Annotated in this window: 27 protein-coding genes; 16 read left to right on the top strand and 11 right to left on the bottom strand. The window is 70.6% G+C overall.

Translation table 11 applies throughout. The annotated features are described in order from the left end of the window. Window positions 1-421 precede the first annotated feature (421 nt). Both FS769_RS16280 and FS769_RS16275 read right to left on the bottom strand, forming a co-directional pair. Window positions 422-1,750 carry a DNA recombination protein RmuC gene (locus tag FS769_RS16280; RefSeq protein ID WP_144835259.1) on the bottom strand — a complete coding sequence of 443 codons (1,329 nt, stop codon included), beginning with the start codon at window positions 1,748-1,750 and terminating at the stop codon, window positions 422-424. A 54-nt stretch (window positions 1,751-1,804) separates the two neighbouring features. After that, window positions 1,805-2,398: a 3'-5' exonuclease gene (locus FS769_RS16275; RefSeq protein ID WP_144835257.1), complete on the bottom strand. Its 594-nt coding sequence runs from the start codon at window positions 2,396-2,398 to the stop codon at window positions 1,805-1,807. Window positions 2,399-2,517: 119 nt separating this feature from the next. Between FS769_RS16275 and FS769_RS16270 the strand changes: the two genes are divergently transcribed. The 4 genes from FS769_RS16270 to FS769_RS16255 are packed head-to-tail and all read left to right on the top strand — an operon-like array spanning window position 2,518 to window position 4,982. Continuing rightward, the gene (locus FS769_RS16270; protein WP_144835255.1) at window positions 2,518-3,267 is read left to right on the top strand and encodes a class I SAM-dependent methyltransferase; all 750 of its coding nucleotides are present in this window, start codon (window positions 2,518-2,520) and stop codon (window positions 3,265-3,267) included. A 39-nt stretch (window positions 3,268-3,306) separates the two neighbouring features. Further along, a complete protein-coding gene (gene ychF / locus FS769_RS16265) occupies window positions 3,307-4,380 on the top strand; it encodes a redox-regulated ATPase YchF (RefSeq protein WP_144835253.1) in 1,074 nt (357 codons plus the stop codon). Window positions 4,381-4,402: 22 nt separating this feature from the next. After that, window positions 4,403-4,765: a hypothetical protein gene (locus FS769_RS16260; protein WP_144835251.1), complete on the top strand. Its 363-nt coding sequence runs from the start codon at window positions 4,403-4,405 to the stop codon at window positions 4,763-4,765. Window positions 4,766-4,769: 4 nt separating this feature from the next. Then, entirely contained in the window at window positions 4,770-4,982 is a 213-nt protein-coding gene (locus tag FS769_RS16255) for a hypothetical protein (protein ID WP_144835249.1), read from the top strand. On the opposite strand, the gene FS769_RS16250 is transcribed toward FS769_RS16255, so the two are convergent. Both FS769_RS16250 and FS769_RS16245 read right to left on the bottom strand, forming a co-directional pair. Further along, entirely contained in the window at window positions 4,976-5,242 is a 267-nt protein-coding gene (locus FS769_RS16250; protein WP_144835247.1) for a Txe/YoeB family addiction module toxin, read from the bottom strand. The two genes, FS769_RS16255 and FS769_RS16250, sit on opposite strands and share 7 nt — an antisense overlap. Beyond that, window positions 5,239-5,487, bottom strand: a complete 249-nt coding sequence (locus tag FS769_RS16245) for a type II toxin-antitoxin system Phd/YefM family antitoxin (RefSeq protein WP_144835245.1) — start codon at window positions 5,485-5,487, stop codon at window positions 5,239-5,241. Before FS769_RS16245 ends, FS769_RS16250 begins: the two co-directional genes overlap by 4 nt. A gap of 166 nt (window positions 5,488-5,653) precedes the next feature. Between FS769_RS16245 and FS769_RS16240 the strand changes: the two genes are divergently transcribed. Further along, window positions 5,654-6,385, top strand: coding sequence for a hypothetical protein (locus FS769_RS16240; RefSeq protein WP_144835244.1), 732 nt, complete (start codon window positions 5,654-5,656; stop codon window positions 6,383-6,385). Window positions 6,386-6,504: 119 nt separating this feature from the next. Here the strand turns inward: FS769_RS16240 and FS769_RS16235 are convergent, their stop codons facing one another. Next, entirely contained in the window at window positions 6,505-7,374 is an 870-nt protein-coding gene (locus tag FS769_RS16235; protein WP_144835242.1) for a hypothetical protein, read from the bottom strand. Window positions 7,375-7,545: 171 nt separating this feature from the next. On the opposite strand from FS769_RS16235, the gene FS769_RS16230 reads away from it, so the two are divergent. The 3 genes from FS769_RS16230 to FS769_RS16220 are packed head-to-tail and all read left to right on the top strand — an operon-like array spanning window position 7,546 to window position 10,034. After that, entirely contained in the window at window positions 7,546-8,034 is a 489-nt protein-coding gene (locus FS769_RS16230; protein ID WP_144835240.1) for a hypothetical protein, read from the top strand. Then, on the top strand, window positions 8,035-9,423 hold the full coding sequence (locus FS769_RS16225; RefSeq protein ID WP_144835238.1) for a sensor histidine kinase: 1,389 nt from the start codon (window positions 8,035-8,037) through the stop codon (window positions 9,421-9,423). Continuing rightward, window positions 9,420-10,034 carry a response regulator transcription factor gene (locus FS769_RS16220; protein WP_144835236.1) on the top strand — a complete coding sequence of 205 codons (615 nt, stop codon included), beginning with the start codon at window positions 9,420-9,422 and terminating at the stop codon, window positions 10,032-10,034. The genes FS769_RS16225 and FS769_RS16220 overlap by 4 nt, the downstream gene beginning before the upstream one ends. A gap of 7 nt (window positions 10,035-10,041) precedes the next feature. Here the strand turns inward: FS769_RS16220 and FS769_RS16215 are convergent, their stop codons facing one another. Both FS769_RS16215 and FS769_RS16210 read right to left on the bottom strand, forming a co-directional pair. Continuing rightward, the gene (locus FS769_RS16215) at window positions 10,042-10,464 is read right to left on the bottom strand and encodes a class F sortase (RefSeq protein ID WP_260979794.1); all 423 of its coding nucleotides are present in this window, start codon (window positions 10,462-10,464) and stop codon (window positions 10,042-10,044) included. Between the two features lie 239 nt (window positions 10,465-10,703). Then, the gene (locus FS769_RS16210) at window positions 10,704-11,414 is read right to left on the bottom strand and encodes a CHRD domain-containing protein (protein WP_144835233.1); all 711 of its coding nucleotides are present in this window, start codon (window positions 11,412-11,414) and stop codon (window positions 10,704-10,706) included. 212 nt (window positions 11,415-11,626) lie between these two features. Here FS769_RS16210 and FS769_RS16205 point away from each other — a divergent pair, with 212 nt between their 5' ends. Further along, window positions 11,627-12,160 carry an RNA polymerase sigma factor gene (locus FS769_RS16205; protein ID WP_144835231.1) on the top strand — a complete coding sequence of 178 codons (534 nt, stop codon included), beginning with the start codon at window positions 11,627-11,629 and terminating at the stop codon, window positions 12,158-12,160. After that, window positions 12,144-12,854, top strand: coding sequence for a hypothetical protein (locus FS769_RS16200; protein WP_144835229.1), 711 nt, complete (start codon window positions 12,144-12,146; stop codon window positions 12,852-12,854). Before FS769_RS16205 ends, FS769_RS16200 begins: the two co-directional genes overlap by 17 nt. Before the next feature lie 25 nt (window positions 12,855-12,879). Here FS769_RS16200 and FS769_RS16195 read toward each other — a convergent pair whose 3' ends face one another. Then, window positions 12,880-14,196: a D-alanyl-D-alanine carboxypeptidase gene (locus FS769_RS16195; protein WP_144835228.1), complete on the bottom strand. Its 1,317-nt coding sequence runs from the start codon at window positions 14,194-14,196 to the stop codon at window positions 12,880-12,882. 172 nt (window positions 14,197-14,368) lie between these two features. Here FS769_RS16195 and FS769_RS16190 point away from each other — a divergent pair, with 172 nt between their 5' ends. Together FS769_RS16190 and FS769_RS16185 are read left to right on the top strand one after the other, a co-directional pair. After that, window positions 14,369-14,539, top strand: coding sequence for a CsbD family protein (locus FS769_RS16190; protein WP_074697048.1), 171 nt, complete (start codon window positions 14,369-14,371; stop codon window positions 14,537-14,539). 141 nt (window positions 14,540-14,680) lie between these two features. Next, complete coding sequence (locus FS769_RS16185; protein ID WP_144835226.1) at window positions 14,681-15,649, top strand: aldose 1-epimerase family protein; 969 nt, start codon at window positions 14,681-14,683, stop codon at window positions 15,647-15,649. A gap of 58 nt (window positions 15,650-15,707) precedes the next feature. Here FS769_RS16185 and FS769_RS16180 read toward each other — a convergent pair whose 3' ends face one another. Continuing rightward, a complete protein-coding gene (locus FS769_RS16180) occupies window positions 15,708-16,118 on the bottom strand; it encodes a glucose-6-phosphate dehydrogenase (RefSeq protein WP_144835224.1) in 411 nt (136 codons plus the stop codon). A 173-nt stretch (window positions 16,119-16,291) separates the two neighbouring features. Here FS769_RS16180 and FS769_RS16175 point away from each other — a divergent pair, with 173 nt between their 5' ends. Continuing rightward, on the top strand, window positions 16,292-17,707 hold the full coding sequence (locus FS769_RS16175) for a flotillin family protein (RefSeq protein WP_144835222.1): 1,416 nt from the start codon (window positions 16,292-16,294) through the stop codon (window positions 17,705-17,707). Window positions 17,708-17,720: 13 nt separating this feature from the next. Next, a complete protein-coding gene (locus FS769_RS16170; RefSeq protein ID WP_144835220.1) occupies window positions 17,721-18,536 on the top strand; it encodes a DNA-formamidopyrimidine glycosylase family protein in 816 nt (271 codons plus the stop codon). Window positions 18,537-18,767: 231 nt separating this feature from the next. Here FS769_RS16170 and FS769_RS16165 read toward each other — a convergent pair whose 3' ends face one another. After that, on the bottom strand, window positions 18,768-19,316 hold the full coding sequence (locus tag FS769_RS16165; protein WP_144835217.1) for a type 1 glutamine amidotransferase domain-containing protein: 549 nt from the start codon (window positions 19,314-19,316) through the stop codon (window positions 18,768-18,770). A gap of 146 nt (window positions 19,317-19,462) precedes the next feature. On the opposite strand from FS769_RS16165, the gene FS769_RS16920 reads away from it, so the two are divergent. Next, the gene (locus FS769_RS16920) at window positions 19,463-19,600 is read left to right on the top strand and encodes a hypothetical protein (RefSeq protein ID WP_186325600.1); all 138 of its coding nucleotides are present in this window, start codon (window positions 19,463-19,465) and stop codon (window positions 19,598-19,600) included. A 277-nt stretch (window positions 19,601-19,877) separates the two neighbouring features. Here the strand turns inward: FS769_RS16920 and FS769_RS16160 are convergent, their stop codons facing one another. Further along, window positions 19,878-21,371, bottom strand: a complete 1,494-nt coding sequence (locus FS769_RS16160) for an MDR family MFS transporter (protein WP_144835215.1) — start codon at window positions 21,369-21,371, stop codon at window positions 19,878-19,880. 208 nt (window positions 21,372-21,579) lie between these two features. Between FS769_RS16160 and FS769_RS16155 the strand changes: the two genes are divergently transcribed. Then, complete coding sequence (locus FS769_RS16155) at window positions 21,580-23,517, top strand: ABC transporter ATP-binding protein (RefSeq protein ID WP_230704945.1); 1,938 nt, start codon at window positions 21,580-21,582, stop codon at window positions 23,515-23,517. Window positions 23,518-23,574 lie beyond the last annotated feature (57 nt).

Genomic DNA, 23,574 nt, shown 5'->3' with positions numbered 1-23,574 from the left:
AAGCCGGGCGAGGCGCGCGGTCGTCGCCTTGACGTGCAGATACAGCCGGGCGTGTCGTGACGCAAGCGTGACCGGCGTCAAAGGGCTCGTCTGGCAGAATCTCAAGGAGTGTCAACGGCGACGCTGTGTTCTTCCGAGACCCGAAGGGGGATCGTCCATGGCAGCAGCTCCGACGAATCAGGCCGCACCTCAGACAGGTGCACAGGCGGTCATCGCCAGCGCAGTCGACCCTGCGCGTCGCCCCGATGTGCTTCTCCGCGTTCGCCGCGACGAGGGCCACGAGGTCAGCGCGTGGTGGATGGTCGGCGCCTTCGTCGGTGTGTCCGCGGCCGTGGTCAGCCTGCTGAGCTGGGTTCCCGGCGGGTCTTGAGCCTCACCGTGGGTGAGCACTGCAGCTCGCCCCTCTGAGTCACCGCGACCCTCACTGGTCTCCTTCCAGTCCGGCGCGCTCCCGCACCGACCCGAGGTCTGCGCGGACACCGGCGCGACGGTCTCGGTCATCCGCGAACCGCGCTGATGGCTGCTCGTCGTCGAGATCGATCATCTCGGGGGCCGTCCATCGCCGCGGCGTCGCATCAAGCGCGGCCGGGGCGGCCACCGCGTCGAGTTTGGTCTCGTCGATGCCGGGGAACTTGCGCGCCGTGACGAGTACGCGCGACTCCAGGGAGCCGGCGAAACGGTTGTAGCTGTCGACCGTCTTCTCGATCGCGCGACGGAGATCGTTCGCGTGTCCGGCCAGCACCCCCACCCGCTCGTACAGTTCGGTGCCGAGGGCGAAGAGCGTGCGGGCCTCGTCGGAGACGTCTTGCTGCGTCCACGTGAACGCCACCGTCTTGAGCACCGCCCACAGGTTCACCGGGGAGGCGAGGGCGACGCGCCGCGTGAAGGCGTAGTCGAGCAGCGTCGGGTCTTCGTCGAGCGCGGAGGCGAGCAGCGACTCGCTCGGCAGGAAGCAGACCACGAACTCGGGGCTCGTCGTCAGCCCCGACCAGTACGCCTTCTTCGCGAGGGCGTCGACGTGCGCGCGCACGGCCTTCGCGTGCTTCGCGAGCAGACCGGAACGGCGGATGCCCTCGTCGCCGTTCGCCGTGACCGGGATCGCGCTCGCCTGCAGGTACGCGTCGAGGGGCACCTTGGCATCCACCGCCAGCGCCTTGCCGCCGGGCAGTCGCACGACCATGTCGGGTCGACCGGCGCCCGCGTCGCTCGAGATCGAGGACTGCAGGTCGAAATCGACGTAGCGGGTGAGACCGGCGGCCTCGACGACGCGGCGCAGCTGCGTCTCGCCCCACACTCCGCGGGTCGTTCCCGAGCGCATGGCGGAGGCGAGGGACTCCGTCGTCGCGCGCAGGGCCTCGTCGGCCTCGCGCGAGAGGCGCAGCTGCTCGCCGAGCGCGGTGTACTGCTCGACGCGGTCGCGCTCGAGACCGTCGACCTTGCGCTGCATCGCGTCGAGGGTCTCGCGCACGGGGTCGAGGGCGCGCAGTACCGTCTGCTCGCGCCGTTCGCGCTCTTCTCGCGCGGCCTGGTCGGCCCGGGATTGCCCCGCCAGCTCGCGGTACAGCGTCATTTGGTGATCGAGCTGCGCCCTCAGGCCGGCACCCTCGGCCTCTGCGGCGGCCACCCGCGCCGACAGCGCCTGCTGCGCGGTCGCGTCGCGAGCCGCCGCGCGCGAGGTCGCGACGAACCAGCCGCCCGCGGCGCCGACGGCGAGGGCGATGATCACGAGGATGAGGGCGATGGCGTCCATGGGGTCAGCATGCACCAGACCTCCGACATCGCCGGAAAGACGGGCCGAAACGGCTCAGGCGACCGCGCGCTCGGCCGGCTCGACGGCGATCTGCGACACCCGCACGCCGAGGTGCGCGGCGAGGGCGAAGACGTCGTCCGCACCCGCGCGCCGGGCGCAGTCGATCGTGATCTCGGCGCACGCGACCGCATCGGCGAGGGCGTCGTGGTGGGCGAACGGCGAGCAGCCGGCCTCGGCGGCCACGAGCGGGAGGCGGTACGACGCGAGCGCGTAGGTCTTCCGCGACATCTGCACGCTGCACAGGTAGCGGTAGGGCGGGCACTCGTCGCCGGTCGCCGCGCACGCACGACGCAGCACCGACATGTCGAAGCCGGCATTGTGTGCCACGAGCACGTCCGAACCGGCGAACGCGGTGAGGCGCTCCAGCTGCTCCGACCACCCCGGCGCGTGCATCACGTCGGCGGGCTGGATGCCGTGGATGCCGATGTTGATCGGCGCGAAGTGGTCGTGACCGGCGGGAGGCTTGATCAGCCAGGCGGCGGTGGCGACGACGCGGCCGCCCCGGACCCGGGCGAGACCCACGGCACACGCGGACGCACCACTGGAGTTCGCCGTTTCGAAGTCGATCGCGGTGAAGTCCAGAGCCACGCCTCCACCCTCACCCGGCCCGGCATCGAGCCGAGGAGGCGCGCCGGGGTCGGCGGCATCCGGGATCGCTCGAAAAGACTCCGGATGCCATGTCGGAGGGTCGGCGTAGGGTCGGGGCCATGAGCGATCAGGCGAAATCGACCTCGTTCGGACAGGCGGCCTCCGCCTATGAGTCGGGGCGCCCGGGCTACCCCGCCGAGGCGGTCGCGTGGCTGCTGGAACGGGTGCGCGAACCGGGGCGCGGTCTGCGCGTGGCCGACGTCGGTGCCGGAACGGGCAAGCTGACGCGCTCCGTCGTCGAGCTCGGTGCCGACGTCGTGGCCGTCGATCCGGATGCCGACATGCTCGCGATCCTGCGGGAGAACGCACGAGGAGTGCCCACCTTCGTCGGAACGGCCGAGAGCCTGCCGCTGCCCGATTCCGCCCTCGACGCCGTCGTCATGGGGCAGGCGTGGCACTGGGTCGACGTCGAGCCGGCCTCCCGCGAGGTCGCGCGTGTGCTGCGCAGCGGGGGAGAGCTGGGGCTCATCTGGAACATCCGCGACGACAGCGTCGACTGGGTGAAACGGCTGACGGCGGCGATGGGCGGTTCGAACGCCGAGGCGCTCCTGGCGACGACTGGACCGCGCGCGGCCGAGCCCTTCGAGGGGCTGGAGCACCGCGAGTGGCGCTGGGACCGGCAGATCACCCTGCCGCAGTTGCGCGACCTCGTCGGCTCGCGCAGCGACGTCATCACGGCCAGCCCCGAGAAGCGGGCGGGCATCGACGCCGCGGTCGACGGGGTCGTGGCATCCGTGCCGGGACTCGCCGACGGCGGGGCGGTCGCGCTGCCGTACGTCACCCACGCGTTCCGCACGCGGCGACCCTGACGCGATGAGGAGTCTCTGAGCCGGGTAACCTGGACTCCCGTGGCTCTTACCATCGGAATCGTCGGCCTTCCCAACGTCGGAAAGTCGACCCTCTTCAACGCTCTGACCAAGAACTCGGTGCTCGCGGCGAACTACCCGTTCGCCACCATCGAGCCCAACGTCGGGGTCGTGAACCTTCCCGATGTGCGCCTGCAGAAGCTCGCCGACGTGTTCGGTAGCGAGCGGCTCGCGCCCGCTGCGGTGTCGTTCGTCGACATCGCCGGCATTGTCCGCGGCGCGAGCGAGGGCGAGGGCCTCGGCAACCAGTTCCTCGCGAACATTCGTGAAGCGGATGCCATCGCGCAGGTCGTGCGCGGATTCGCCGACGACGACGTCGTGCACGTCGACGGTTCGGTCAACCCGGCGAACGACATGGAGACCATCAACGCCGAGCTGCAGCTCGCCGACCTCCAGACGCTCGAGAAGGCGATCACCCGGTACGAGAAGGAGGTCAAGGGCAAGAAGCTCGACCCCTCGGTGCTCGAGGCCGCCAAGGCCGCGCAGGACGCCCTCCAGCGTGGCGTGCTGCTGTCGGCATCCGGAATCGACCTCTCGCCGATCCGCGAGCTCGGACTGCTCACCGCCAAGCCGTTCATCTTCGTCTTCAACGTCGACGAGGCCGTGCTCACCGACCAGTCGCGCAAGGACGAGTTGGCAGCGCTGGTCGCTCCCGCGAAGGCCGTGTTCCTCGACGCCAAGATCGAGTCGGAGCTCATCGACCTCGACCCCGAGGACGCCGCCGAACTGCTCGCGTCGACCGGCCAGGACGAGTCGGGCCTCGACCAGCTCGCCCGCATCGGGTTCGCCACGCTGGGCCTGCAGACCTACCTCACCGCCGGCCCTAAGGAAGCACGCGCCTGGACGATCCCGCAGGGCGCGAAGGCGCCGCAAGCGGCCGGTGTCATCCACACCGACTTCGAGAAGGGCTTCATCAAGGCCGAGGTCATCTCGTTCGACGACCTCGTCGAGCTCGGCTCGGTCGCCGAGGCCCGTGCGAAGGGTAAGGCCCGCCTCGAAGGCAAGGACTACGTCATGCAGGACGGCGACGTGGTGGAGTTCCGCTTCAACAACTGAGCGGGTCGAGAGGAACGGTCGGGTGAGTTGCGACGGGATCCGACGGGACGCGGAGCGACGCGTCGCAGAGCTTCGGGCTCGGCTCATCGAGTGGGACGTTCTCGGGGTCTATGCCGACGACGACGGACCGGGTGATGAGAACGAGTACGACGATCTGATCGCGCCGATTATGCGTTGGCTCGGGGCTGGTGACGATGCCCCTCTCCTCAGTGCGCGCATCGTGACTCTCTTGCGCGACGATTATGGTCTCGACATTCCGCACAAGGATGCGGCGTCGCCGTTCGCTTCTTCGCTCGTCCGATGGTGGCGGGAGGCCAACTCGAATATGGACACGGCGCCGTCTATGAGCCCTGCGGCAGGCCGCGGCGGCGCGGAGATCCGGTGAATTCGTGAACGATATTCGCACGTTGAAGATCGCGCAGTTCGTGTGCCTTCCCGTGTGGATTGGCGCAATGTTCGCCGTGTTCGCCGCACCCGCTGAGGGGCGGTTGATCTGGCTCGTTCTGTGGATCATCGCGGCGATCGTGTTCTTCGTCGCGTTCTGGCGCGCCATGTGGCTCGCCGCTGATCCCCTGCGCGGCCGGCGCCGCGGCGATCAGTAGTGGTAGCGAGCCTGCAGGATCGTCGCTCGAGCGTCGTCAGCGACGTAGACGAGCCGGTTCGCCTCATCGATGCGTCGTGACCACGCTCCCGCCAGCGCGTGCTTCAACGGCTCGGGCTTGCCGATCCCGTCGAAGGGATCGTCACGCAGAACGTCGGCGATGAGCAGGTTGATCCGGCGAAGGGTTTTGCGGTCCTGGGTCTGCCAGTAGAGGTAGTCCTCCCACGCGCCGCTGGTCCACGCGAGGAGACGTTCGCTCACGGTTCGACGAGCTCGTGCGACTCGACGTCTCCGGCGCGCGCGTCCTGGAGCGCGCTCAGAAGTCGACGAGCGTTCTCGGGGGATCGGAGAAGGTAGCTCGTCTCGATGAGAGAGTCGTACTCGTCTTTCGACATCAGCACCGCCGAGCCTCGCTTCGAGGTGATCTCGATTTCCGAGTGGTCGAGGTTCACCCGCTCGATGAGGCCGAAGAGGTCGCGTCGCGCCTCGCTCGTGGTGATCGCCATCAGTCCTCCAAGTGGTACAGGATATGGTACCACTTGGCTCTCGGTCATGCCACGCCGCGCGCCCATCGAGCAAGGGTCCGACGGCGATGTCGGAGCCATGCCACTCCGCCCGACCGTCCGACACGGGTCCGGCCGCGATGTCGGTGCCCCTGCCTACACTGCTGGCATGGCCCAGATCGACGCCCGAGTCGCGAACGTCCCGTCCGGGTGGGTGCTTCCGCTCGCCTCGAAGAAGCGGCTGCAACTCCTGCCGGCAGAGATGTTCAACCGCACCTTCGACCGCGCACCCGACGAGTGGCTGCACGTCGCCCCGCTCAAGCGCCCACCGCTCGTCCTGACCGTCGTGTGCGGGCTGATCGCCGCCGGGGCGGGCTGGGTGACCTGGGCCGTGCTCGCGCAGGCGGGCACGACCCCCTCGATGCAGGGACCGATTCCGTACGTGATCGCGGTGGTCTTCGGCATCCTGGGTCTGTTCTTCCTGCTGTCGTTCGTCAACCTCGTCTTCGCCGCGCGTAGCCGCTCGTCGTGGGGCAACCGTCAGTGCGTCGCCGTGGGCCGCAGCGGAGTGGCCGTGCGTTTCCAGGGCGCTTCGGTCGACATTCCTTGGGCTGAGGTGACGGCGATCCGCGCCACGACGACCAACGACAGGGGCGTGCAGCAGGCGCGACCGGTCAAGATCCCGATCCTGCGCATCGAGCGCGACACCGGCGACGGCACGCGGGGCGTCGTCGGGGAGTGGAAGATCGCGACGTTCGCCCTGGATGCCGCGCCCCGGGCCACCTACGCGGCTCTGCACTACTACTGGACGCATCCGTCGGCCCGCGGCGAACTGGGAACGACCGTGGCGCAGCAGCGCATCGACGGTTTCGCGGGATTCGCACCGACGACGGTCGGCTGAACCCCGCCGTCAGCCGAGGGCTCGGCGGGCACGAGCGAATGCCCCCGACCTTTCAGCCGCGCCCGGCGGACACGCGCGAACGCCCCCGACCTTTCGGCCGGGGGCGTTCGCGTCGGGGATCAGCCCCCGATGGGGGTGGGGTTCGTCGGGTTCGGGGGGACGGGGAGCGACCCGTTGATGCGGTTCTGCGCCTGGCACTGGCTGGTGCAGTTGGTCGCACCCGCGGAGAGCTCGATCGCGTCCTCGCCCAGCACGCCGCCCATGCGACCACCCGAGGCGACGGTCCACTTCGTGACGGTCGCATCCTGGTAGGTCTTCGTGGCGACCTGCGGGCTGTCCTTGCCCAGCAGCATCTGGTGCGCGCCGGGGCCGGAGGTCACGGCATCCACTCCGTTTCCGAAGTTGATCTTGCCGGTGTACTGGTTGACGAAGTAGAAGAGTCCGGGGCCGAGTGTGTGCACGAGCTCGACCGGGGCGGCGAACTCGGGCTCCATCTGGAAGATGCCGCCCTGCGCGCCGTCCTTCGCCTGGATCTTCAGCTTGCCGCCGGCGGTGGTGAAGATCGCCACCAGGGAGTCGTCGCGCACCTCGAGGCTCGACAGCCGGGCACCGCTGCGCTGGGCGGCCGTGAGGGTCGGGACCTTCGAGGCGAACACGACGGTGGGGCTCGTGACCATGCGCTGCGTGTCGGGAGCGCCCGTGAGCGTGTAGTCGTAGACGCCGAGCGTGGCGGGGTCGATCGTGAAGCGGTTGTTCGTGCCGCTGACGGTGATGCGGCCCGAGACGGCGACGTCTTTGAGCTTCGCGTCCTTGCCGGGTGCGGGGTTGTAGGTGGTGCCGTTCACGGTGACGGCGTAGTCGCCGCCGACCGAGGTCGTCTTCGCCTGCGCGGCGGCGGGGAAGAGGAGACCGGATGCCGCGACCAGGGCGGCCGCGACGATCGCGGTGGTACGGGTCAGGGTCGAACGGGGGGAGGTGCTGCTGCTCATGAGGGCCTCGTTTCGTCGGTTGAGCTGCTCCCACCGTCGCGGCCGGCGCCCGGACCGGGCAATGCGACCTTGGTAGTACGACCATCGTCCGATGGCCCGGCCGTGCGCTTTCGCGAACAGTGGACAGCGTTCCCCGCACTGCGGGTGAAAATGGGCGAAAGGACGGATGACATGAAGAAGCGGATCCTTGTCGGAGCGGGAGCTCTGCTGATAGCCGCCGCACCCGCGGCGATCGGGTTGTGGGGCAATGCGTCGTTCGCCGAATCGGTGCCCGTGCCGGTGCCCTCGCTCGCCCAGGTGCTCGCGCCGACGCCCTCGCCCTCGGCATCCGTCGACGATCATGGCGGAGACGTTCCGCGCGACCAGCGGGTCGAGCCCGGCGACGACCGCGATGGCGGCGCCACCTCGACCGATGACTCCGCTCCCGGCGGCGACGGCTCTCACGGCAGCGACGACGGTGCGGCGGTGACGACTCCCGAAGACGCCGGTGGCGACGCCCCGCGCGACACGCGCGTCGAACCCGGCGATGACAGAGCCGTGCAGGGCACGGGTGATTCGACGCAATCCCGCACCGACGACAGCGGCCGCGCTGGGAGCGGCGGCACGGACGATGGCGGCACAAGCGGACACGGCGGCGACCGCCACGGGGGAGACGACTGAGTGGCATCCGACCCCTCCGCTCCGTCGTGGGAGGTGCTCGTCACGGCGCGCCCCTCTCGGACACTCCCGCGCACCCTGTCGACCCGTGCCGTGCTGCTGCGCCTCGCCGCGGGGCTGGCCGCCGTGCTGGTGGCCGTCGCAGCGCTCGCCGGGTTCGGCGCGCAGTGGCTGGCGGAGCGCGAGGCGGTCAACGATGCCGCGCAGGTGACCAACGTGCTCGCGGACGCCGTCGTGCGGCCCGCGCTCAGTGACGCGCTCGCCGCGGGAGACCCGGCCGCCGTCGCTGCCTTCGACGTGACCGTGCGGTCGCAGATCCTCGGCGACGACGTCATCCGGGTGAAGATCTGGAGCCCCGAGGGGCGCGTGCTCTACGCCGACGAGCCGCAGTTGATCGGCCGCACCTTCGAGCTCGACGAGGCCCAGCGCGCGGCCCTCACGACCCCCTCGACCCGTGCGGCGGTGTCGGACCTGTCGGAGGATGAGAACGAGTTCGAGAGCGGGTCGCGCCTGCTCGAGGTCTACCGTCCGGTGTGGTCGGCGAGCGGGCAGCAGCTGCTGTTCGAGGTCTACTACCCCTATGAGCCCGTCGCGGCGCGCTCGGCGGAGCTGTGGCGCGGATTCACCGGCGTGACGACGAGCAGTCTGCTGCTGCTCGCGGTGCTCACCGCCCCGATCGTCTGGACGCTTCTGCGGCAACTCCGCCGGGCCGAGACGCGACGCAGCGAACTGCTGCAGCGGGCGGTGGATGCGTCGGATGCCGAACGCCGACGCATCGCGGGCAGCCTGCACGACGGCCCGGTGCAGGAACTCGTCGCCACCAGCTACGGCGCCGAGAGCGCGGCCGTCGAGGCCGACCGCCGCGGCGAGGAGGCCGGGGCGTCGCGCCTGCGCGAGGTGGCGGCGGCGGTCCGCGGGAACGTGCGCGTGCTGCGCTCGCTGCTGGTCGACATCTACCCCGAGAGCCTGGGCGCGTCCGGTCTCGCCTCCGCCCTGCACGACCTCGCGGCGACGGCCCGCACGCGAGGAGCCGACGTCGTGCTCGACCTGCGGATGCCCGTGGACGAACTGCCGGAGGAGCACGAGCGCCTGCTGTACCGGGTCGTGCAGGAGGCATTGCGCAACGCCGTGACCCACGCGGCTCCCTGCCGCGTCGTGATCACCGTGGCCGCGGAGGACGCCGGCACCGTGCTGACGGTCGCCGACGACGGCCGGGGGTTCGACATGGCGACCCTGCACCGCTCACCCGTCGAGGGGCACCTCGGCACGCGCGTTCTGCGCGACCTCGCCACCGATGCCGGCGCCGAGCTTGCCCTCGCCACCGCTCCCGGTCACGGCACGGCGTGGCGCGTGACCCTTCCCCCGCACGATCGCCCCCGGGAGTCCGAATGATCCGCGTCCTCGTCGTCGACGACCACTCGATGGTGCGGGAGGGACTCGCCTCGGTGCTCGCCGCGGACGGTGACATCGTGGTGTCCGCCACCGCGGCGAACGGCGCGGAGGCCGTCGCGCTCGTCGGCACGACCGAGGTCGACGTCGTCGTCATGGACGTGTCGATGCCGGTCATGGACGGGATCGCGGCGACGCGTGCCGTGCGGGCGGAGCATCCCAGCATCCGCGTGCTCGTGCTGACCTCGTTCGGCGACCGCGACCAGGTGCGTCGGGCGATCACCGCCGGGGCCACGGGCTACCAACTCAAGGACGCCGAACCCGCCGACCTGCGCTCCGCCGTGCGATCCGTCGCGGAGGGCCACACGCCGCTCGACGCCCGCGTCGCCGGCGCTCTGCTTCCGGATGCCGCAACACCGGGCAACGGCCTCAGCGCGCGCGAGGAGGAGGTGCTGCGGCTCGTCGCGAACGGCCTCGCGAACAAGCAGGTGGCCACGGCGCTCGGCATCTCGGAGCGGACCGTGAAGGCGCATCTGGGCAACGTCTTCCGGCACATCGGCGTCGCCGACCGCACGAGCGCCGCTCTGTGGGCGCGGGATCACCTGAGGTCGTGAGCGACGATCACGCGCGCTCGGCGTAGACCACCCGGTTGTCGACGTACGAACCCGCATCGCGATCGAACACCCCGCCGCAGGTGATGAGCCTCAGCTCGTCTTTCGCGGTGGCGCCGAAGACACGGGCGGTGGGGAAAGCCGACTTGGGGTAGTCGGCCGTTTCGGTGACGCGGTAGGCGTGGGCGGTGCCGCCGTCGTCGTCGTATACCTCGATGACGTCGCCCACGACCACGTTCTCGAGGTCCACGAACACCGCAGGACCGGTGGGCGAGTCGACGTGGGCGGCGATGACGGTCGGGCCGGTTCCGCCGGGACGTCCGCCGCTGGTGAACCATCCCACCTCGTCGTAGTCGGCCGGGACCTCCATGCTCCCGTCCGCGGCGATCCCGAGGTCGATCAGCTCTTCGTCGAGGGAGAGCGCTGGGATCACGACGCGGGAGGGCGCAGGGGGAGCCGGAGCCGCGGGTGCGGCCGCTGCGGCTTCGGGCGTGGACGCCGGTGGGGCGGGGGACACCGGTGGGACGATGGATGCGGGAGATGCCGGGGCGGCTGCCGGGGATGCGGCGGTGCATCCCGCGCAGGCCAGCACGCCGACGAGAGCGAGCACGCACGCGGCACGCAGCGTCCGCCCTGTCCGGGCGATCCGCCGCGCGCCGCGCCGTGCGTCGGTCACTTCGCGTCGGCCGCGCGTCGACGCTGGACGACGAAGACGGATGCGGCGACGAGGCCGAGTCCGCCGGCGGCGGCCGCGATGCCCCAACCGCTGGCGTCGGTCGCCGCAGCGCCTCCGGCCCCGGTGTCGACTCCGCCGACGGGGATCGACGTCAGCTGGCCGCGGACCACTCCGGCTGCGAAGTCGACCGTGTGCGAATCGCCCGTGAACCCGGCGGGATTCGCTTCGATCTGCTTGAGCGAGAAGCCCGTGCCGGTGTCGGCGCCGTTCGTGACGACACCGGTGGTGAAGGGCCCCTGCAGGCATCCCGACGAGGTGCGCGGTCCGTCGCCGACCGGCTCCGGATTCGGGAAGGCGATTCGCGGCGGGCCGGGCTTGCCGACGGCGGCTTCGTGGATGTGCGTCGCCGTCTTGGCGGGGCTCTGGTAGTCGCCGCTGACGCCCTCGAGGCGGATGTCGTAGCAGATGATCTCCTCGTCCGAATTGATGCGGAACGTGAAGGTGCCGGTCGCGCCGCTCTGCCCCGGTGCGGCGACCCCGTCGTTGTTGATCACCTGATCGGGGGTCGCCATGACCGTGAACGCACTCGTGAATTCGGCCGGTTCCGACACCTCCGTCTCGGCGAACGCGGGGGAACCGACGGCCAGCAGAGCGACACCGGCCAGGGCGCCGATCGTCAGTGGGCGGGCGTACGTCTTCTTCGTCATCGTCGTGCCTTTCGATCGGGACGCGGAACGTCCGGTGGCAGAGGTGTACGACCGCGAGTGCTTCGGCGTTCATCGGGGCCGAGAATTCGTCCGGCGATGAACGCGGGCCGCCGCGCCGACGTATACCTCACAGGGCCGCCGCTTCGGCGACCGTTAATCTCGAAGGGGCTGCGCGCATGACGGGGTCGACCGGGCGAAGCAGGGAGAGGCGCATGCACGCATCTCGGCCACGTCCGGCGGGAGCGGGATTCGACCTGCGCCGGGCCTTCGACGACAACGCCAACGCCCTGCTCGGCTTCGCCGTCAACGCCCTCCGAGACCGTCCGCTTGCGGAGGACTGCGTGCAGGAGACATTTCTCCGCGCGTGGCGAGCGCGCGATCGGTTCGACGCCCAGGGCGCCTCCGAGCGCACCTGGTTGTTCGCGATCGCGCGCAACGTCATCGTCGATGCGCTCCGCGCTCGCGCCCGCCTCCCGCTGATCGGCGATCACGCCGAGCTCGAGAGCCGCGCGGCGGAGGCGATCGATCCCCTCGAGCGTCTGCGCATGCTGGAGGCGCTGTCGGTCCTCACGGAGGCGCACCGCACCGCCGTCGTCGCCGTCCACCTGCACGGTCGCACCTATCAGGAGCTCTCGGATGCCACGGGCGTGCCCGTCGCGACCTGGCGCACCCGTACGTTCCACGCACTCCGCGCCCTCAGGACGCACCTCGAAGAGATGGAGGAGCCCGATGCGCACTCCCGATGACCGCTGGGCCGAACTGGCCGCGGCCGCGCTCGCTGGCGAGCTGACCGCGGCGCAGAGCGCCGAGTTCGACGATCTCCGCCGAGCCGATCCTGCTCGCGCGGAGGAATACGCCTCGCTGCAGGCGCTCGCCGGGCGCCTGCGTCAGGGCGATCTCACCTGGACGGCTCCGCGCGACGCCGACGACCTGTGGGAGGGGATCCAGGGTGCGGTCGACGGCGAGGTCTCGCCCGAGGTCGACTTCGTTCCGGATGCCGCGGCGGCACGCCGACGCCGGCGATGGGTCACGCCGCTGACCGCCGCGGCGTGTCTCGTCGTCGGGGTGGTCATCGGGGTCAGCGGAGCCGGTGCGTTCACCTCGACAGTGCCGTCCGGTCCGCCCGGGACCCTGGGGGCTGTCGAGCAGATCGCGGTGAGCGACGACGTCGGCGGCGTCGACGTCTCGGCGGAGGTCGTGGCGCACACGTGGGGCACCGAGGCGTACCTCGAGGCGTCCGGACTCGACGTCGGAGCGACCTACGAACTGGTGTTCGTGGGCGTCGACGGCACGGAGTTCAGCGCCGGAGAGGTGCTCGGTTCGGACGTGCCCATCGTGTGCCGCATGAATGCGGCGGTGCTCCGCGGCGACGCGGCGCGGATGGAACTCCGCGACACGGGCGACGCGGTCATCGCGCACGCGGAACTTCCCGCCGTCTGACCCGTGATGTCGCGGGTCGTGCGCCTCAGCCCAGCTCTCCGGGGTGGGTGAGGCGCCACCACAGCGTCGGCTCCTCGATCGCGCCCGAGATCTTCACGCTCGACGAGATCGATCGGGGTCCGGCGGTCCACGAGACGCTGCCCACGACCTCGCCGTCGGCGTAGTTCTGCGGTGTCGTGGTCTTCAGGTCGACCGCGATCGGGGTGTCCGACCACGTGCGCACCTCGCTCGTCTGGGCGAGCACGAGCGAGGCCTTCGCTCCCCACGGCGTCGAGATCGAGCCGATGGTGTCGCCGACCGTGCCGACGGTGACGTCGTGGAACCCGTCCGCGACCCCCTGCAGCATGCGTCGGACGTCGTCGTCGGTGCTGTCGTGCGTCTCGCCGCCCATGCGCACGCCGGTGATCTGCAGGGGCGTGCCGACGCCGACGTCGAGGCGGGAGGTGAAGAGCAGATTGAACGAGCCGTCGCCGAGGTTGCCGGTCTTGAGCCCCGTGATTCCGAGGGTGCCCAGCAGGTCGTTGGTGTTGGTGACGTATCCGGGACCGGGCACGTCGATCGAGCCGGTGGCGGCGATGGCGGCGACGGCGGGATTCGCCGCGGCGAGACGCGCGAGGGCGAGCAGATCGCTCGGCGTGCTGGTGTTGCGGGAGTCGAGCCCCGTGGCATCCACGATGCGGGTGTTGGTCAACCCGTTCGCGCTCAACCACGTGCGGGCGGCCTGCACGTAGGCGCCCTCCGAGCCGAAGCCCCACCGCGCGAGGGCGACGGCGTAGTTGGCGGCCGAGGGGAGCAGCATCGTCGCCAGCGCGTCGTGCTGCGACATGCGCGTGCCGTCGGGCATGCGGGCGACGACGGCGTCTTGCACGTAGAACCGGTCGTACAGATCGGTGTCGGCCTTGGTGAACGAGATCGTGGGACCGGGGTCGACAGCGCTCGCGAGCGGGTGCGCATCGAGCACGACCAGCGCCGTGATCAGCTTCGCGACGCTGGCGATGGAGCGGGAGTCGTCGCCACCGGTCGAGGCGAAGACGTTCGCGGCGTCGGGCCCGAGGAAGGCGTCGCCGCCCTCGACCCGCAGCAGAGCGGCACCGGCCGCGGGCATGGGCACGGACGCGGCTGCCCCGGGGGTCACCGCGGGAGCCTGCGAGGTGACGGTGGGAGCGGGCAGCGCCGCCGTCGACGCCCACCACACGTACCCGCCGGAGCCGGCGAGGAGCAGCAGGATCACCCCGAGGAATGACAGGGCGACGATCTTGCCCGCGGGGCCGGGAGGCGTCGGCTCCGGGGAAGCGTCATCGAGGAGGTCGGCGAAATCCGAGAGCGTGTGAGACGTGGTCATGAGCGGTCACGGACGATCGTGATGGCTGCTTCCCCCCGGTGCATTCTCTGAACCTAACCCGCCGCAGTGCCTCACGGCGAGATGAATATCAAGCCCCCCTCGCGGGTGAAGGTCGGCGACTTACTGTGTACGCACATCGGGAGATTCCCGAAGACCACAGGGAGGAGCCGACATGGGACTCGACGACAAGATCAAGAACGCCGCGGAAAACATCGCTGGCAAGGCGAAGGAAGCCACTGGCAAGGCGACGGACAACGAGCGCCTCGAGGCCGAAGGTCAGGCTGACCAGACCAAGGCCCACGCCAAGCAGGCCGGTGAGAACGTCAAGGACGCCTTCAAGTAAGTCGCCCTCCCCGAAGTGCCCTCATCCCTCGCGGATGGGGGCACTTCGTCTTTTCGGACGATATCGCGCCGACGATGTCGGCTCCCGCCACGGCGTGGCCGCGTGGCGGGCCGCAGCGGGACCGACCGGGATAATGGCGATATGACCGCTGTCGTTCCCATCGAGACGCCCACGCTCGTCTCGGGCACCCCCGTCGTCCTCCGCGCCCACGGCTACGAAGCCGCGATCGCGAGCGTGGGCGCTTCCCTCCGCTCCCTCACCTTCGAGGGGCGCGACCTGGTCGTTCCCTTCGCCGCCGACGAACTGCGTCCCGCCTACCGCGGCACGACGCTCGCGCCGTGGCCGAACCGCGTGGTCGACGGCATCCACCACTTCGACGGCGTCGAGCACCAGCTGCCCCTCACCGAGCCGAACCGCGGCCACGCCCTGCACGGACTGCTGTCGTGGGTCGACTGGAACGTGCGTGAGGCGACCGATGACTCCGTCACCCTCGTCGCCACGATCACCGCGCAGGCCGGCTACCCGTGGTGGGTCGTCGTGTCGACGACGTTCTCGCTGGATGCCGACGGCCTGACGCAGACCGTGCGAGCCACGAACCTGTCGGACACCCCCGCCCCGTGGGGCACCGGACCGCACCCATACCTCGTCGCGGGACCGGCGACCCTCGACGAGTGGACGCTCGGTCTGCCGGCCGACACCGTGCTCGAGGTGACGCCCGACCGTCTGGCGCCGGTGGCCCTGGCATCCGTCACCTCCGACGCCGAGCGATTCGACTTCCGCGAACCGCGAGTGCTCGGCGCCGTCGAGATCGACCACGCCTACACGGGCCTGATCCCGGATGCCGGCGCCCGCACGACCGTCACGCTCACCGACCCGTCGGGCACGGGCGTGGCCATGAACTGGGGCACGGACTGCCCGTGGGTGCAGATCCACACCGCCGACCTCCCGGCCGGTCCCGGCACGCCCGGACACCGCGCCGGTCTCGCCGTGGAACCGATGACGTGCGCGCCCGATGCGTTCAACGACGACGCCTACGACTTCGCCACGGGCGTCGTCTCGCTCGACCCCGGTGCCTCGCACGAGGCCGGCTGGACCATCTCGGCCCGCTGAGCCCACGAACGACAGAACCGCCCCGGAGTGATCCGAGGCGGTTCTGTCGTTCAGGCGGTCAGACGACCTGGGCGCCGCACATGCCGCAGTCGCCGCCGACCGAGACCTCGACGAAGCAGTCGGGGCACATCGTGCGCGTCGGGCGGTCGGTGATCAGCATCGGCTTCGAGCTCGGGGTGCGACGCTCCTTCGGGGCGGACGCGGCACGCGCGCGTCGGGCCTCGATGGTCGGCGCGGGCGGCGGCGGGGGAGCGGCCGGCTTGTGCGCCTCACAGTAGAAGCGGACGAAGCCGCCGTGGTGCTTGGGGTGCTGATGCTTCACCGCCCACAGCTCGGTGCGGTCGTACAGGGGGCCGTCGGCACCGCACGCGACGCAGCGGGTGGCTTCGCCCGGAACGACGTCGGCGACCAGCACGGGGACATCGAAGCGGATGGCATCGCGCCAGTCCTGCGACGAGACGATCTTCATGGGGGACCCTTCTTCGGGCGGTTCGGGCCGCCTCACCTTCAACGGTACGCTCCCGGCCGCCCGTCGGGGGACGCGATCGTGCGCGGATGGGGTGGACAGCGGCCGGAGCCCCCCGGATAGGTTGGAGGCAATTCCCCCGTGCTGCCGTCGGCGGCACCCGTCGAAGGAGAAGCATGGAACTCGCCGCTCTCGGAGCAGTCGGACTGATCGCCGTCGTCGTCGTGGTGGTCGCGATCGTCGTGATCCTGGTCCTGGCCCTCGTCGTCCGCGGCTGGTACCGCGTCGCCAAGGCCGACGAAGCCCTGGTCATCGTCGGAAAGCGGCAGAAGGGCGCCGACGGTGAGTCGTCGCGCATCACGGTGATCACCGGCGGGGGAGCGATCGTCAACCCGCTCACCCAGCGCGGCGAGATGATCTCGCTGCGGGCCCGTCAGATCAAGATGGAGCCCACCGCGCAGTCGTCGAACGGCGTCACGGTCAACGTCAGCGGTGTGGCCCTGGTGAAGATCGGGTCCGACCCGGAACAGGTGCGTCGCGCGGCCGAGCGTTTCGCCTCGCAGGACAAGGCGATCGAGCAGTTCACGACCGAGCAGCTCGAGGGTGCGCTGCGCGGCGTCGTCGCGACGCTGACCGTCGAGGAGCTGATGCGCGATCGTCAGCGCCTGTCGGACCAGATCGCCGAGGGCATCAAGGGCGACCTGTCGTCGCAGGGCCTCATCCTCGACTCGTTCCAGATCCAGGGCGTCACCGACAGCAACGGCTACATCTCGGCGCTCGGCGCCACCGAGGTCGAGCGCGTGAAGCGCGAGGCCGAGGTCGCCCGCATCAACGCCGTGCGCGAGATCCGCGCCCGCCAGATCGCCACCGACGAGGCCAACCTGATCGAGCAGACCAAGCTCGACAAGAACAGCGCCGCGGCCAAGGCCGAGGTCGGCCGCGCCAACGCCGAGGCCGAGCAGGCCGAAGCCCTCGCCCGCGCCGAGCGCCGTCAGGCGGTGCTCGAGCAGGAGGCCCAGAACACGCAGGCGCGCCTCGAGTCCGAGGTCAACCGCGTCGCCGACGCCGACCTGTACCAGCGCCAGAAGGACGCCGACGCCGACTCGTACGCGCAGATCAAGGCCGCCCAGGCCCGCGCGCAGATCGCCGAGCAGGAAGCCGCCGCCGTGCGCGTGCGCGCCGAAGCCGACGCGCAGTCGGTGCGCCTCGCCGGTGAGGCCCGTGCCGAGGCGATCCGCGCCGAGGCCGAGGCCCTCTCGCACAACCAGGAGGCCCTGCTGGCCCAGCGCGCCCTCGAGTCGCTGGTGCCGATGATGGCGGAGTTCGCCAAGGGCTACGACCGCGTCGGGAACATCACCGTGCTCGGCGGCGAGGGGGCCAGCGGTCACCTCGCGACCGAGTCGGCGACGGGCCTGCGTTCGTCCTTCGAGGCCGTGAAGGCCGCCACCGGCATCGACCTGACGCAGATCATCCAGGGCCGCGCGATGGCCGACGCCTTCGCCGAGTCGACGCAGCGGCCCGCCGCCACCGGCACCACGCCCGCGTCTCCGGCGCCGTCGACCGCCCCCACGGCATCCGAGCCCGGAGCCTGAGAGCAGCGCCGACATGCCTGAGGCACCCGAGGTCGAGGCGCTCGCGCTGTTCCTGCGCGAGCGCCTCCGCGGTCACGAGGTCGTCGGGGTCGACCTCGTCGAAGGGCGGGCGCGCAAGACGCGTGCCCGTCCCCTCGACGAACTGATCGGCCGGCGCGTGACCGCGGTCACGCGGTTCGGCAAGCACATCGACCTCGACCTCGACGGGGTGCACCTCGCGCTCGGCTTCGGCCGGGCGGGATGGGCGACCTGGCAGGACGCGGGGGTCGCAGAGGTCGAGTCCGCGGCCGCGGTGATCGCGCGGGTCGCGTTCGATCACGGCATCCTGGGCATCACCGACGCGGGCGAGTGGCTCTCGGTGCAGCTTCACGTGGCGGACGCCGCCGATGAGGTGCCCGCGGTGGCGAAGCTGGGTCCGGATGCCGCGGACCCGGCGTTCTCGCGCGAGATGCTCGTGACCGCGCTCGGCGGTCGGCGCAAGCAGCTGAAGGCCCTGCTGCAGGAGCAGGAGACGCTGGCCGGGATCGGCAACGCGTACTCCGACGAGATCATGTTCGCGGCGCGGCTGGACCCGACGGCGCATGCGGCGAGCCTGAGCGCCGACGAGATCACCCGGCTGCACGCAGCCCTTCACGACACCCTGACCGCGGCCGTGCTCGCGCGACGAGGAGTGCCGATCGCCGAGCAGAAGGCCGCGAAGGTTGCCGCGATGCAGGTGCACGGGCGCACGGGCGAGCCGTGCCCCGGGTGCGCCGGCGTGGTCGAGGACATCCCCGGCACCAAGGGCGGCGGGCAGTGGTGCCCCGCGTGCCAGTCCTCCTCGGCGTGAGGGGTGGAGAACTGTCGCCTGGCGCGTGCCTCGGCCCCGCCTGCCTGTCTTCCCGCGCGTGACGGGGTCGACAACTGTCGCCTGGCGCACGCCTCCCCCCCCGCCTGCCCGTCTTCCCGCGCATGAGGGGTCGAAAGGTGTCGCCTGGCGCACTCCTCGGCGACACTTTTTGACCCCTCACGCGAGCGAGGGCCCCGGACCGGAGTCCGGGGCCCTCGTCAACGGGGGAGCTCAGGCCGTCTGGCCGGAGTGCTTCCCCTCGGCGACCTCTTCGACGAGCTTCGCGTTGAACGCGGGCAGGTCGTCGGGGTTGCGGCTCGAGACCAGGCCCTGGTCGACGTGCACCTCTTCGTCGACCCACGTGGCGCCGGCATTGCGCAGGTCGGTCTGCAGCGTCGGGTAGCTGGTGAGCGTGCGGCCCTTCAGCACGTCGGCCTCGGTGAGGATCCATCCGCCGTGGCAGATGACGGCGACCGGCTTGTGCTGGTCGAAGAAGCCGCGGGTGAACGACACGGCGTCCTTCACGATGCGGATGTCGTCGGCGTTCTGCACGCCGCCGGGGAGCACGAGGGCATCGAAGTCGCCCGCAGAGGCACCGGAGACCGAGAGGTCGACCTTCTGCTCGTGACCCTTCTCGCCGCTGATGCTGCCGTCGTTCGGCGAGACGAGCACGGCCTCCGCGCCGGCGGAGGTCACGGCCTCCCACGGGCTGGTGAGCTCGCTGTCTTCGAATCCGTCGGTGGCCAGGAACGCGATGCGCTTTCCGCTCAGATCGGTCATGTCGAACGCCTCTCTTGTTGTCGATCGGGGGTGATCCCACGCTAGGAACGGCCGCCGTGGGCGAGACGGGGGTTGCGGATGCCGCGGGGCGGCGGTAGTCCCGCGCGGCGGCCCTTGCGCTCTCGCGCAGGCGTAGGATCGAGCGCATGTCCGGTGAACCTACGTCCGACACGGCCCTCGCATCCAAGCCGCTCATCACGCTGCTGAGTGCACCCGCTGTCGAGACCGACGACGACAAGCCCTCCGCTTCGCAGTGCTGCGGCGGCGGTTCCTGCTCGATCTGATCCGGCGCTGACGCGCCGGCGGAGCCGCGGAGGGTCGCGCTCCCTCGTGCGGACGGTGCGGCTTTCGCGTGCGCGCGGCGACGCCTTAGTCGACCCGCGTCACTTTCGTCGTACTGGCGGCGCCGCTTCCGCATCCCAGGGGTGACATCGAGACGGGTCTGTGCCCGCCGCGTATGCGCATCAGTGCGAGGTGAGCAGCGCGCTGGCCCGGTCTGGCTCCGCTTCCCTGCGCGCTGAGCCGCTCACCGGCCTCTTCCGCCTCGGCCACGGTTCCGCCTCAGTGCGCGATGACCGGAGCGTCTGCTTCCTCCGCCTCCGCGGGCTTGCGGACGAAGCACGCGAGGACGACCGCTGCGGTCGCGATGACCGCGCCGACGAGGAACGACACGTGCACACCCGACGCGACGGCGCCGGGCTGATCGGCGCCGCCGGCGAGGGCGGTGCTCGAGAACACGGTCATGATCGCGACGAAGCCAGCGGTGCCTGCGGCTCCTGCGACCTGCTGAGCGGTGCCCACCACGGCACTGCCGTGCGAGTAGAGCCGGCGGGGGAGTGAGCCCAGCGCCGAGGTCATCAGCGGGGTGAAGACGAGGCCCAGTCCGAGATTCAGCCCGAGGTACACGGTGACGATCCACCAGATGGGAGTGCTCTGGTCGAAGGTGAGTGCCATCGTCCACAACACCGCGGCCGCGATGACCATTCCGGGGATGACGAGGGGGGTCGGCCCGAAACGGTCGAAGAGGCGGCCGACGATCGGCGCCATGACACCCATGAGCACGCCGCCCGGAAGCAGCATGAGGCCGACGGTGAGGCTGGAGAGGCCGAGCGCCTGCTGCAGGAAGATGGGCAGCAGGATGAGCGAGCCGAACAGCGCGGCCACGACGATCGCGACCAGCGGGACCGCGAGCCGGAACGACGGGCTCTGGAACACGCGGAGGTCGAGCAGGGCGGCATCCGAGCGCTGCAGGCGCAGCTGACGGATCACGAAGACGGTGACGAAGACCGCGCCGACGGCGAGGGGGATCCACACCGGAACGGACGCATGTCCGGATGCCGATTCTCCGATCGCGCTGAGGCCGTAGACCAGACCGCCGAAGCCGATCGCCGACAGGACCACGGAGAGCACGTCGAATCGTGCGTCGGGGCGGGTCTGGGTGACGTTGCGGACCCACCGAGCGCCGAGCGCGATGGCCACGAGGGCGATGGGCAGGATGAGCCAGAAGATCGCGTGCCAGGTGAGCGCGGACAGGATGAGGCCGGAGACGGTCGGACCGACCGCGGGGGCGACGGCGATGACGATCGTGACGACGCCCATGACGCGGCCGCGCTTGTTCGCGGGGACCAGGTTCAACACGGTGGTGAACAGCAGAGGCATCATCACGCCCGTGCCCATCGCCTGGATGATGCGACCCACGAGCAGCACCCCGAAAGCCGGTGCGATCGCGGCGACGAGCGTGCCCACCGCGAACACCCCCATCGCGGCGAAGAAGACGTTGCGGATCGGGAAGCGCTCGAGGAGGAAGCCGGTCAGGGGGATGACGACGGCCATCGTCAGCAGGAACGCCGAGGTCAACCACTGACCGGTCGCGGCGCTCACGCCGAAGTCGGCCATGATCGCGGGGAGCGCCACCGACATCGTCGTCTCGTTGAGGATGACGACGAACGCGGCGACGACGAGCAGGGCGATCACCGGGCCGGAGCGGTGCGGCGAGGCCTCCGAGGCGGGCGCGGAGTTCGGCCGGGAGACGGGGACGGTGCCGGTGGTGGCCATGACGAGGTCCTTTTCGAGACGGGGGGCTTCGTGGCGCCACGCGGGCGACTGCAGGGAACGCAACGGCGGCCGCCGGCGGGATATTCCGGCATCGAGACATTTCTCGTTCCGGATGCCGCGGCGGGCGCGCCGAGTCTATCGAGAGGCCCCGACATCGAGGCCTCGCGAGACGGTGTCGGTGGTCGGACGTAGGCTGGCCCGCATGAGCATGGGCGGGATGGGCGGGAGCATGTTCCGCGGCGTGGACGCCGAGTCGCAGCGGCGCCGCAACGCGCAGGCGCCGCGGGTCGCGAACCTCGGTCGGCGCGTGGTCGAGCTCTTCCGTCCCTACCGGTGGCGCATCGTCTGGACCGCCGTGCTGGTGGTCGTCGGCGCCGCCGTGGCCGTGATCCCTCCGCTGCTCGTGCAGCGCATCTTCGACGACGCGCTCTTCCCCGTCGACGGCTCGAGTCCCGATCTGCGGCTGCTCGCGACGCTGGTCAGCATCATGATCGTGCTGTTCCTCTTCTCGGCGGGGCTCAACGTCGCCCAGACGTGGCTGACCGCCACGGTCGGCAACCGGGTGACCGGCGACCTGCGCACCCGTCTGTTCGACCACCTGCAGTCGATGGAGCTCGGCTTCTTCACCCGCACCAAGACCGGCGTCATCCAGTCGCGTCTGCAGAACGACGTCGGCGGGGTCTCGGGCGTGCTGACCAACACGGTCACGAGCATCCTCGGCAACGCGGTGACGGTGATCGCCTCGCTGGTGGCGATGATCCTGATCGATTGGCGCCTGACCCTCATCGCCATCGCGCTCATGCCGTTCCTCATCTTCGTGCAGCGCCGCGTCGGGCAGGTGCGCGCGCGCATCGCCGGCGAGACGCAGGAGTCGCTGTCGGAGCTGTCGGCGATCACGCAAGAGACGCTGAGTGTCAGCGGCATCCTGTTGTCGAAGTCGTTCAACCGCCAGCGCACCGAATCGGCGCGCTTCGACGCCGAGAACGACAACCAGGTGCACCTGCAGGTGCGGCGGGCCATGAGCGGTCAGGGCTTCTTCGCCGTCGTCCAGGTCATCATGTCGAGCGTCCCGGCGATCATCTACCTCGTCTCGGGCTACCTCATCGGCGGAGGCGCCGGAGCGATCACCGCCGGCACGATCGTGGCGTTCACCACAGTCCAGGCGCGCCTGCTCATGCCCCTCATGGGCCTCATGCGCGTGGCCCTCGATGTGCAGACCTCGTCGGCGCTGTTCGCCCGCATCTTCGAGTACCTCGATCTACGTCCCGCGATCGTCGACGTGCCCGACGCGAAGCCGGTGTCGGCGGCGCCCGGGCCGGTCGGGCGGATCGAGTTCCGCGACGTCGAGTTCCGCTACCCCGACGCCCCCGAACAGGCGCGTCCGACGCTCGACGGCGTCTCGTTCACGGTCGAGCCCGGTCAGCACGTCGCCTTCGTCGGACCGTCCGGCGCGGGTAAGACGACGATCCTGTACCTCACGCCGCGCATGTACGAGGCCAGCGGCGGGGCCGTGATGTTCTCGGGCGCCGACGTGCGCACCCTCGACCGCGCGTCGATCATCGACGAGATCGGCATCGTCTCGCAGGAGACCTACCTCTTCCACGCAACTGTTCGCGAAAACCTCCGCTACGCCCGCCCCGACGCGACCGACGACGAGATCGAGGCCGCGTGCCGGGCGGCGAACATCCACCACGTCATCTCGTCGTTCGAGGCCGGGTACGACACGGTCGTGGGCGAGCGCGGCTATCGCCTCTCGGGCGGCGAGAAGCAGCGCATCGCCATCGCGCGCGTGCTGCTGAAAGACCCGCCGGTGCTGCTGCTCGACGAGGCCACGAGCGCCCTCGACACCGTGTCCGAGCGCATCGTGCAAGAGGCCCTCGAGACGGCGTCGCGCGGCCGTACGACCCTGTCGATCGCGCACCGCCTGTCGACGGTGATCGGCGCGGATCAGATCCACGTGGTGGATGCCGGCCGCATCGTCGAATCGGGAACCCACAGCGAACTTCTGGCCCGAGGCGGCCTGTACGCGAGCCTCGCCGCCGAGCAGCTGGCCTCGTCGTTCGTGCTCGCCGAGGAACAGCTCGACGCAGCGGGTCTCGCCCGCGCGGCCCTTCCCTCGCGTCGCGCCGACGAGGCTCCGGCCTGACGCGAAGTTCCGTCGGAGGACCCTGAGCCTGTCGAAGGGGCCGGGCCCCCGCGGGTG

The sequence above is a fragment of the Microbacterium sp. BH-3-3-3 genome (genome assembly GCF_007679045.1).
Taxonomy (GTDB): domain Bacteria; phylum Actinomycetota; class Actinomycetes; order Actinomycetales; family Microbacteriaceae; genus Microbacterium; species Microbacterium algihabitans.
The sequence above is the reverse complement of the archived record's forward strand: the minus strand, read 5'-3'. Positions and strand labels throughout refer to the sequence as shown.

What these genes read in the sequence shown, in the direction of transcription:
- FS769_RS16280 (WP_144835259.1), bottom strand. Translation starts at nt 1,750, where the DNA reads ATGGACGCCATCGCCCTCATCCTCGTGATCATCGCCCTCGCCGTCGGC.
- FS769_RS16270 (WP_144835255.1), top strand. Translation starts at nt 2,518, where the DNA reads ATGAGCGATCAGGCGAAATCGACCTCGTTCGGACAGGCGGCCTCCGCC.
- FS769_RS16245 (WP_144835245.1), bottom strand. Translation starts at nt 5,487, where the DNA reads ATGGCGATCACCACGAGCGAGGCGCGACGCGACCTCTTCGGCCTCATC.
- FS769_RS16240 (WP_144835244.1), top strand. Translation starts at nt 5,654, where the DNA reads ATGGCCCAGATCGACGCCCGAGTCGCGAACGTCCCGTCCGGGTGGGTG.
- FS769_RS16235 (WP_144835242.1), bottom strand. Translation starts at nt 7,374, where the DNA reads ATGAGCAGCAGCACCTCCCCCCGTTCGACCCTGACCCGTACCACCGCG.
- FS769_RS16230 (WP_144835240.1), top strand. Translation starts at nt 7,546, where the DNA reads ATGAAGAAGCGGATCCTTGTCGGAGCGGGAGCTCTGCTGATAGCCGCC.
- FS769_RS16220 (WP_144835236.1), top strand. Translation starts at nt 9,420, where the DNA reads ATGATCCGCGTCCTCGTCGTCGACGACCACTCGATGGTGCGGGAGGGA.
- FS769_RS16210 (WP_144835233.1), bottom strand. Translation starts at nt 11,414, where the DNA reads ATGACGAAGAAGACGTACGCCCGCCCACTGACGATCGGCGCCCTGGCC.
- FS769_RS16205 (WP_144835231.1), top strand. Translation starts at nt 11,627, where the DNA reads ATGCACGCATCTCGGCCACGTCCGGCGGGAGCGGGATTCGACCTGCGC.
- FS769_RS16200 (WP_144835229.1), top strand. Translation starts at nt 12,144, where the DNA reads ATGCGCACTCCCGATGACCGCTGGGCCGAACTGGCCGCGGCCGCGCTC.
- FS769_RS16195 (WP_144835228.1), bottom strand. Translation starts at nt 14,196, where the DNA reads ATGACCACGTCTCACACGCTCTCGGATTTCGCCGACCTCCTCGATGAC.
- FS769_RS16190 (WP_074697048.1), top strand. Translation starts at nt 14,369, where the DNA reads ATGGGACTCGACGACAAGATCAAGAACGCCGCGGAAAACATCGCTGGC.
- FS769_RS16185 (WP_144835226.1), top strand. Translation starts at nt 14,681, where the DNA reads ATGACCGCTGTCGTTCCCATCGAGACGCCCACGCTCGTCTCGGGCACC.
- FS769_RS16180 (WP_144835224.1), bottom strand. Translation starts at nt 16,118, where the DNA reads ATGAAGATCGTCTCGTCGCAGGACTGGCGCGATGCCATCCGCTTCGAT.
- FS769_RS16175 (WP_144835222.1), top strand. Translation starts at nt 16,292, where the DNA reads ATGGAACTCGCCGCTCTCGGAGCAGTCGGACTGATCGCCGTCGTCGTC.
- FS769_RS16170 (WP_144835220.1), top strand. Translation starts at nt 17,721, where the DNA reads ATGCCTGAGGCACCCGAGGTCGAGGCGCTCGCGCTGTTCCTGCGCGAG.
- FS769_RS16165 (WP_144835217.1), bottom strand. Translation starts at nt 19,316, where the DNA reads ATGACCGATCTGAGCGGAAAGCGCATCGCGTTCCTGGCCACCGACGGA.
- FS769_RS16920 (WP_186325600.1), top strand. Translation starts at nt 19,463, where the DNA reads ATGTCCGGTGAACCTACGTCCGACACGGCCCTCGCATCCAAGCCGCTC.
- FS769_RS16160 (WP_144835215.1), bottom strand. Translation starts at nt 21,371, where the DNA reads ATGGCCACCACCGGCACCGTCCCCGTCTCCCGGCCGAACTCCGCGCCC.
- FS769_RS16155 (WP_230704945.1), top strand. Translation starts at nt 21,580, where the DNA reads ATGGGCGGGATGGGCGGGAGCATGTTCCGCGGCGTGGACGCCGAGTCG.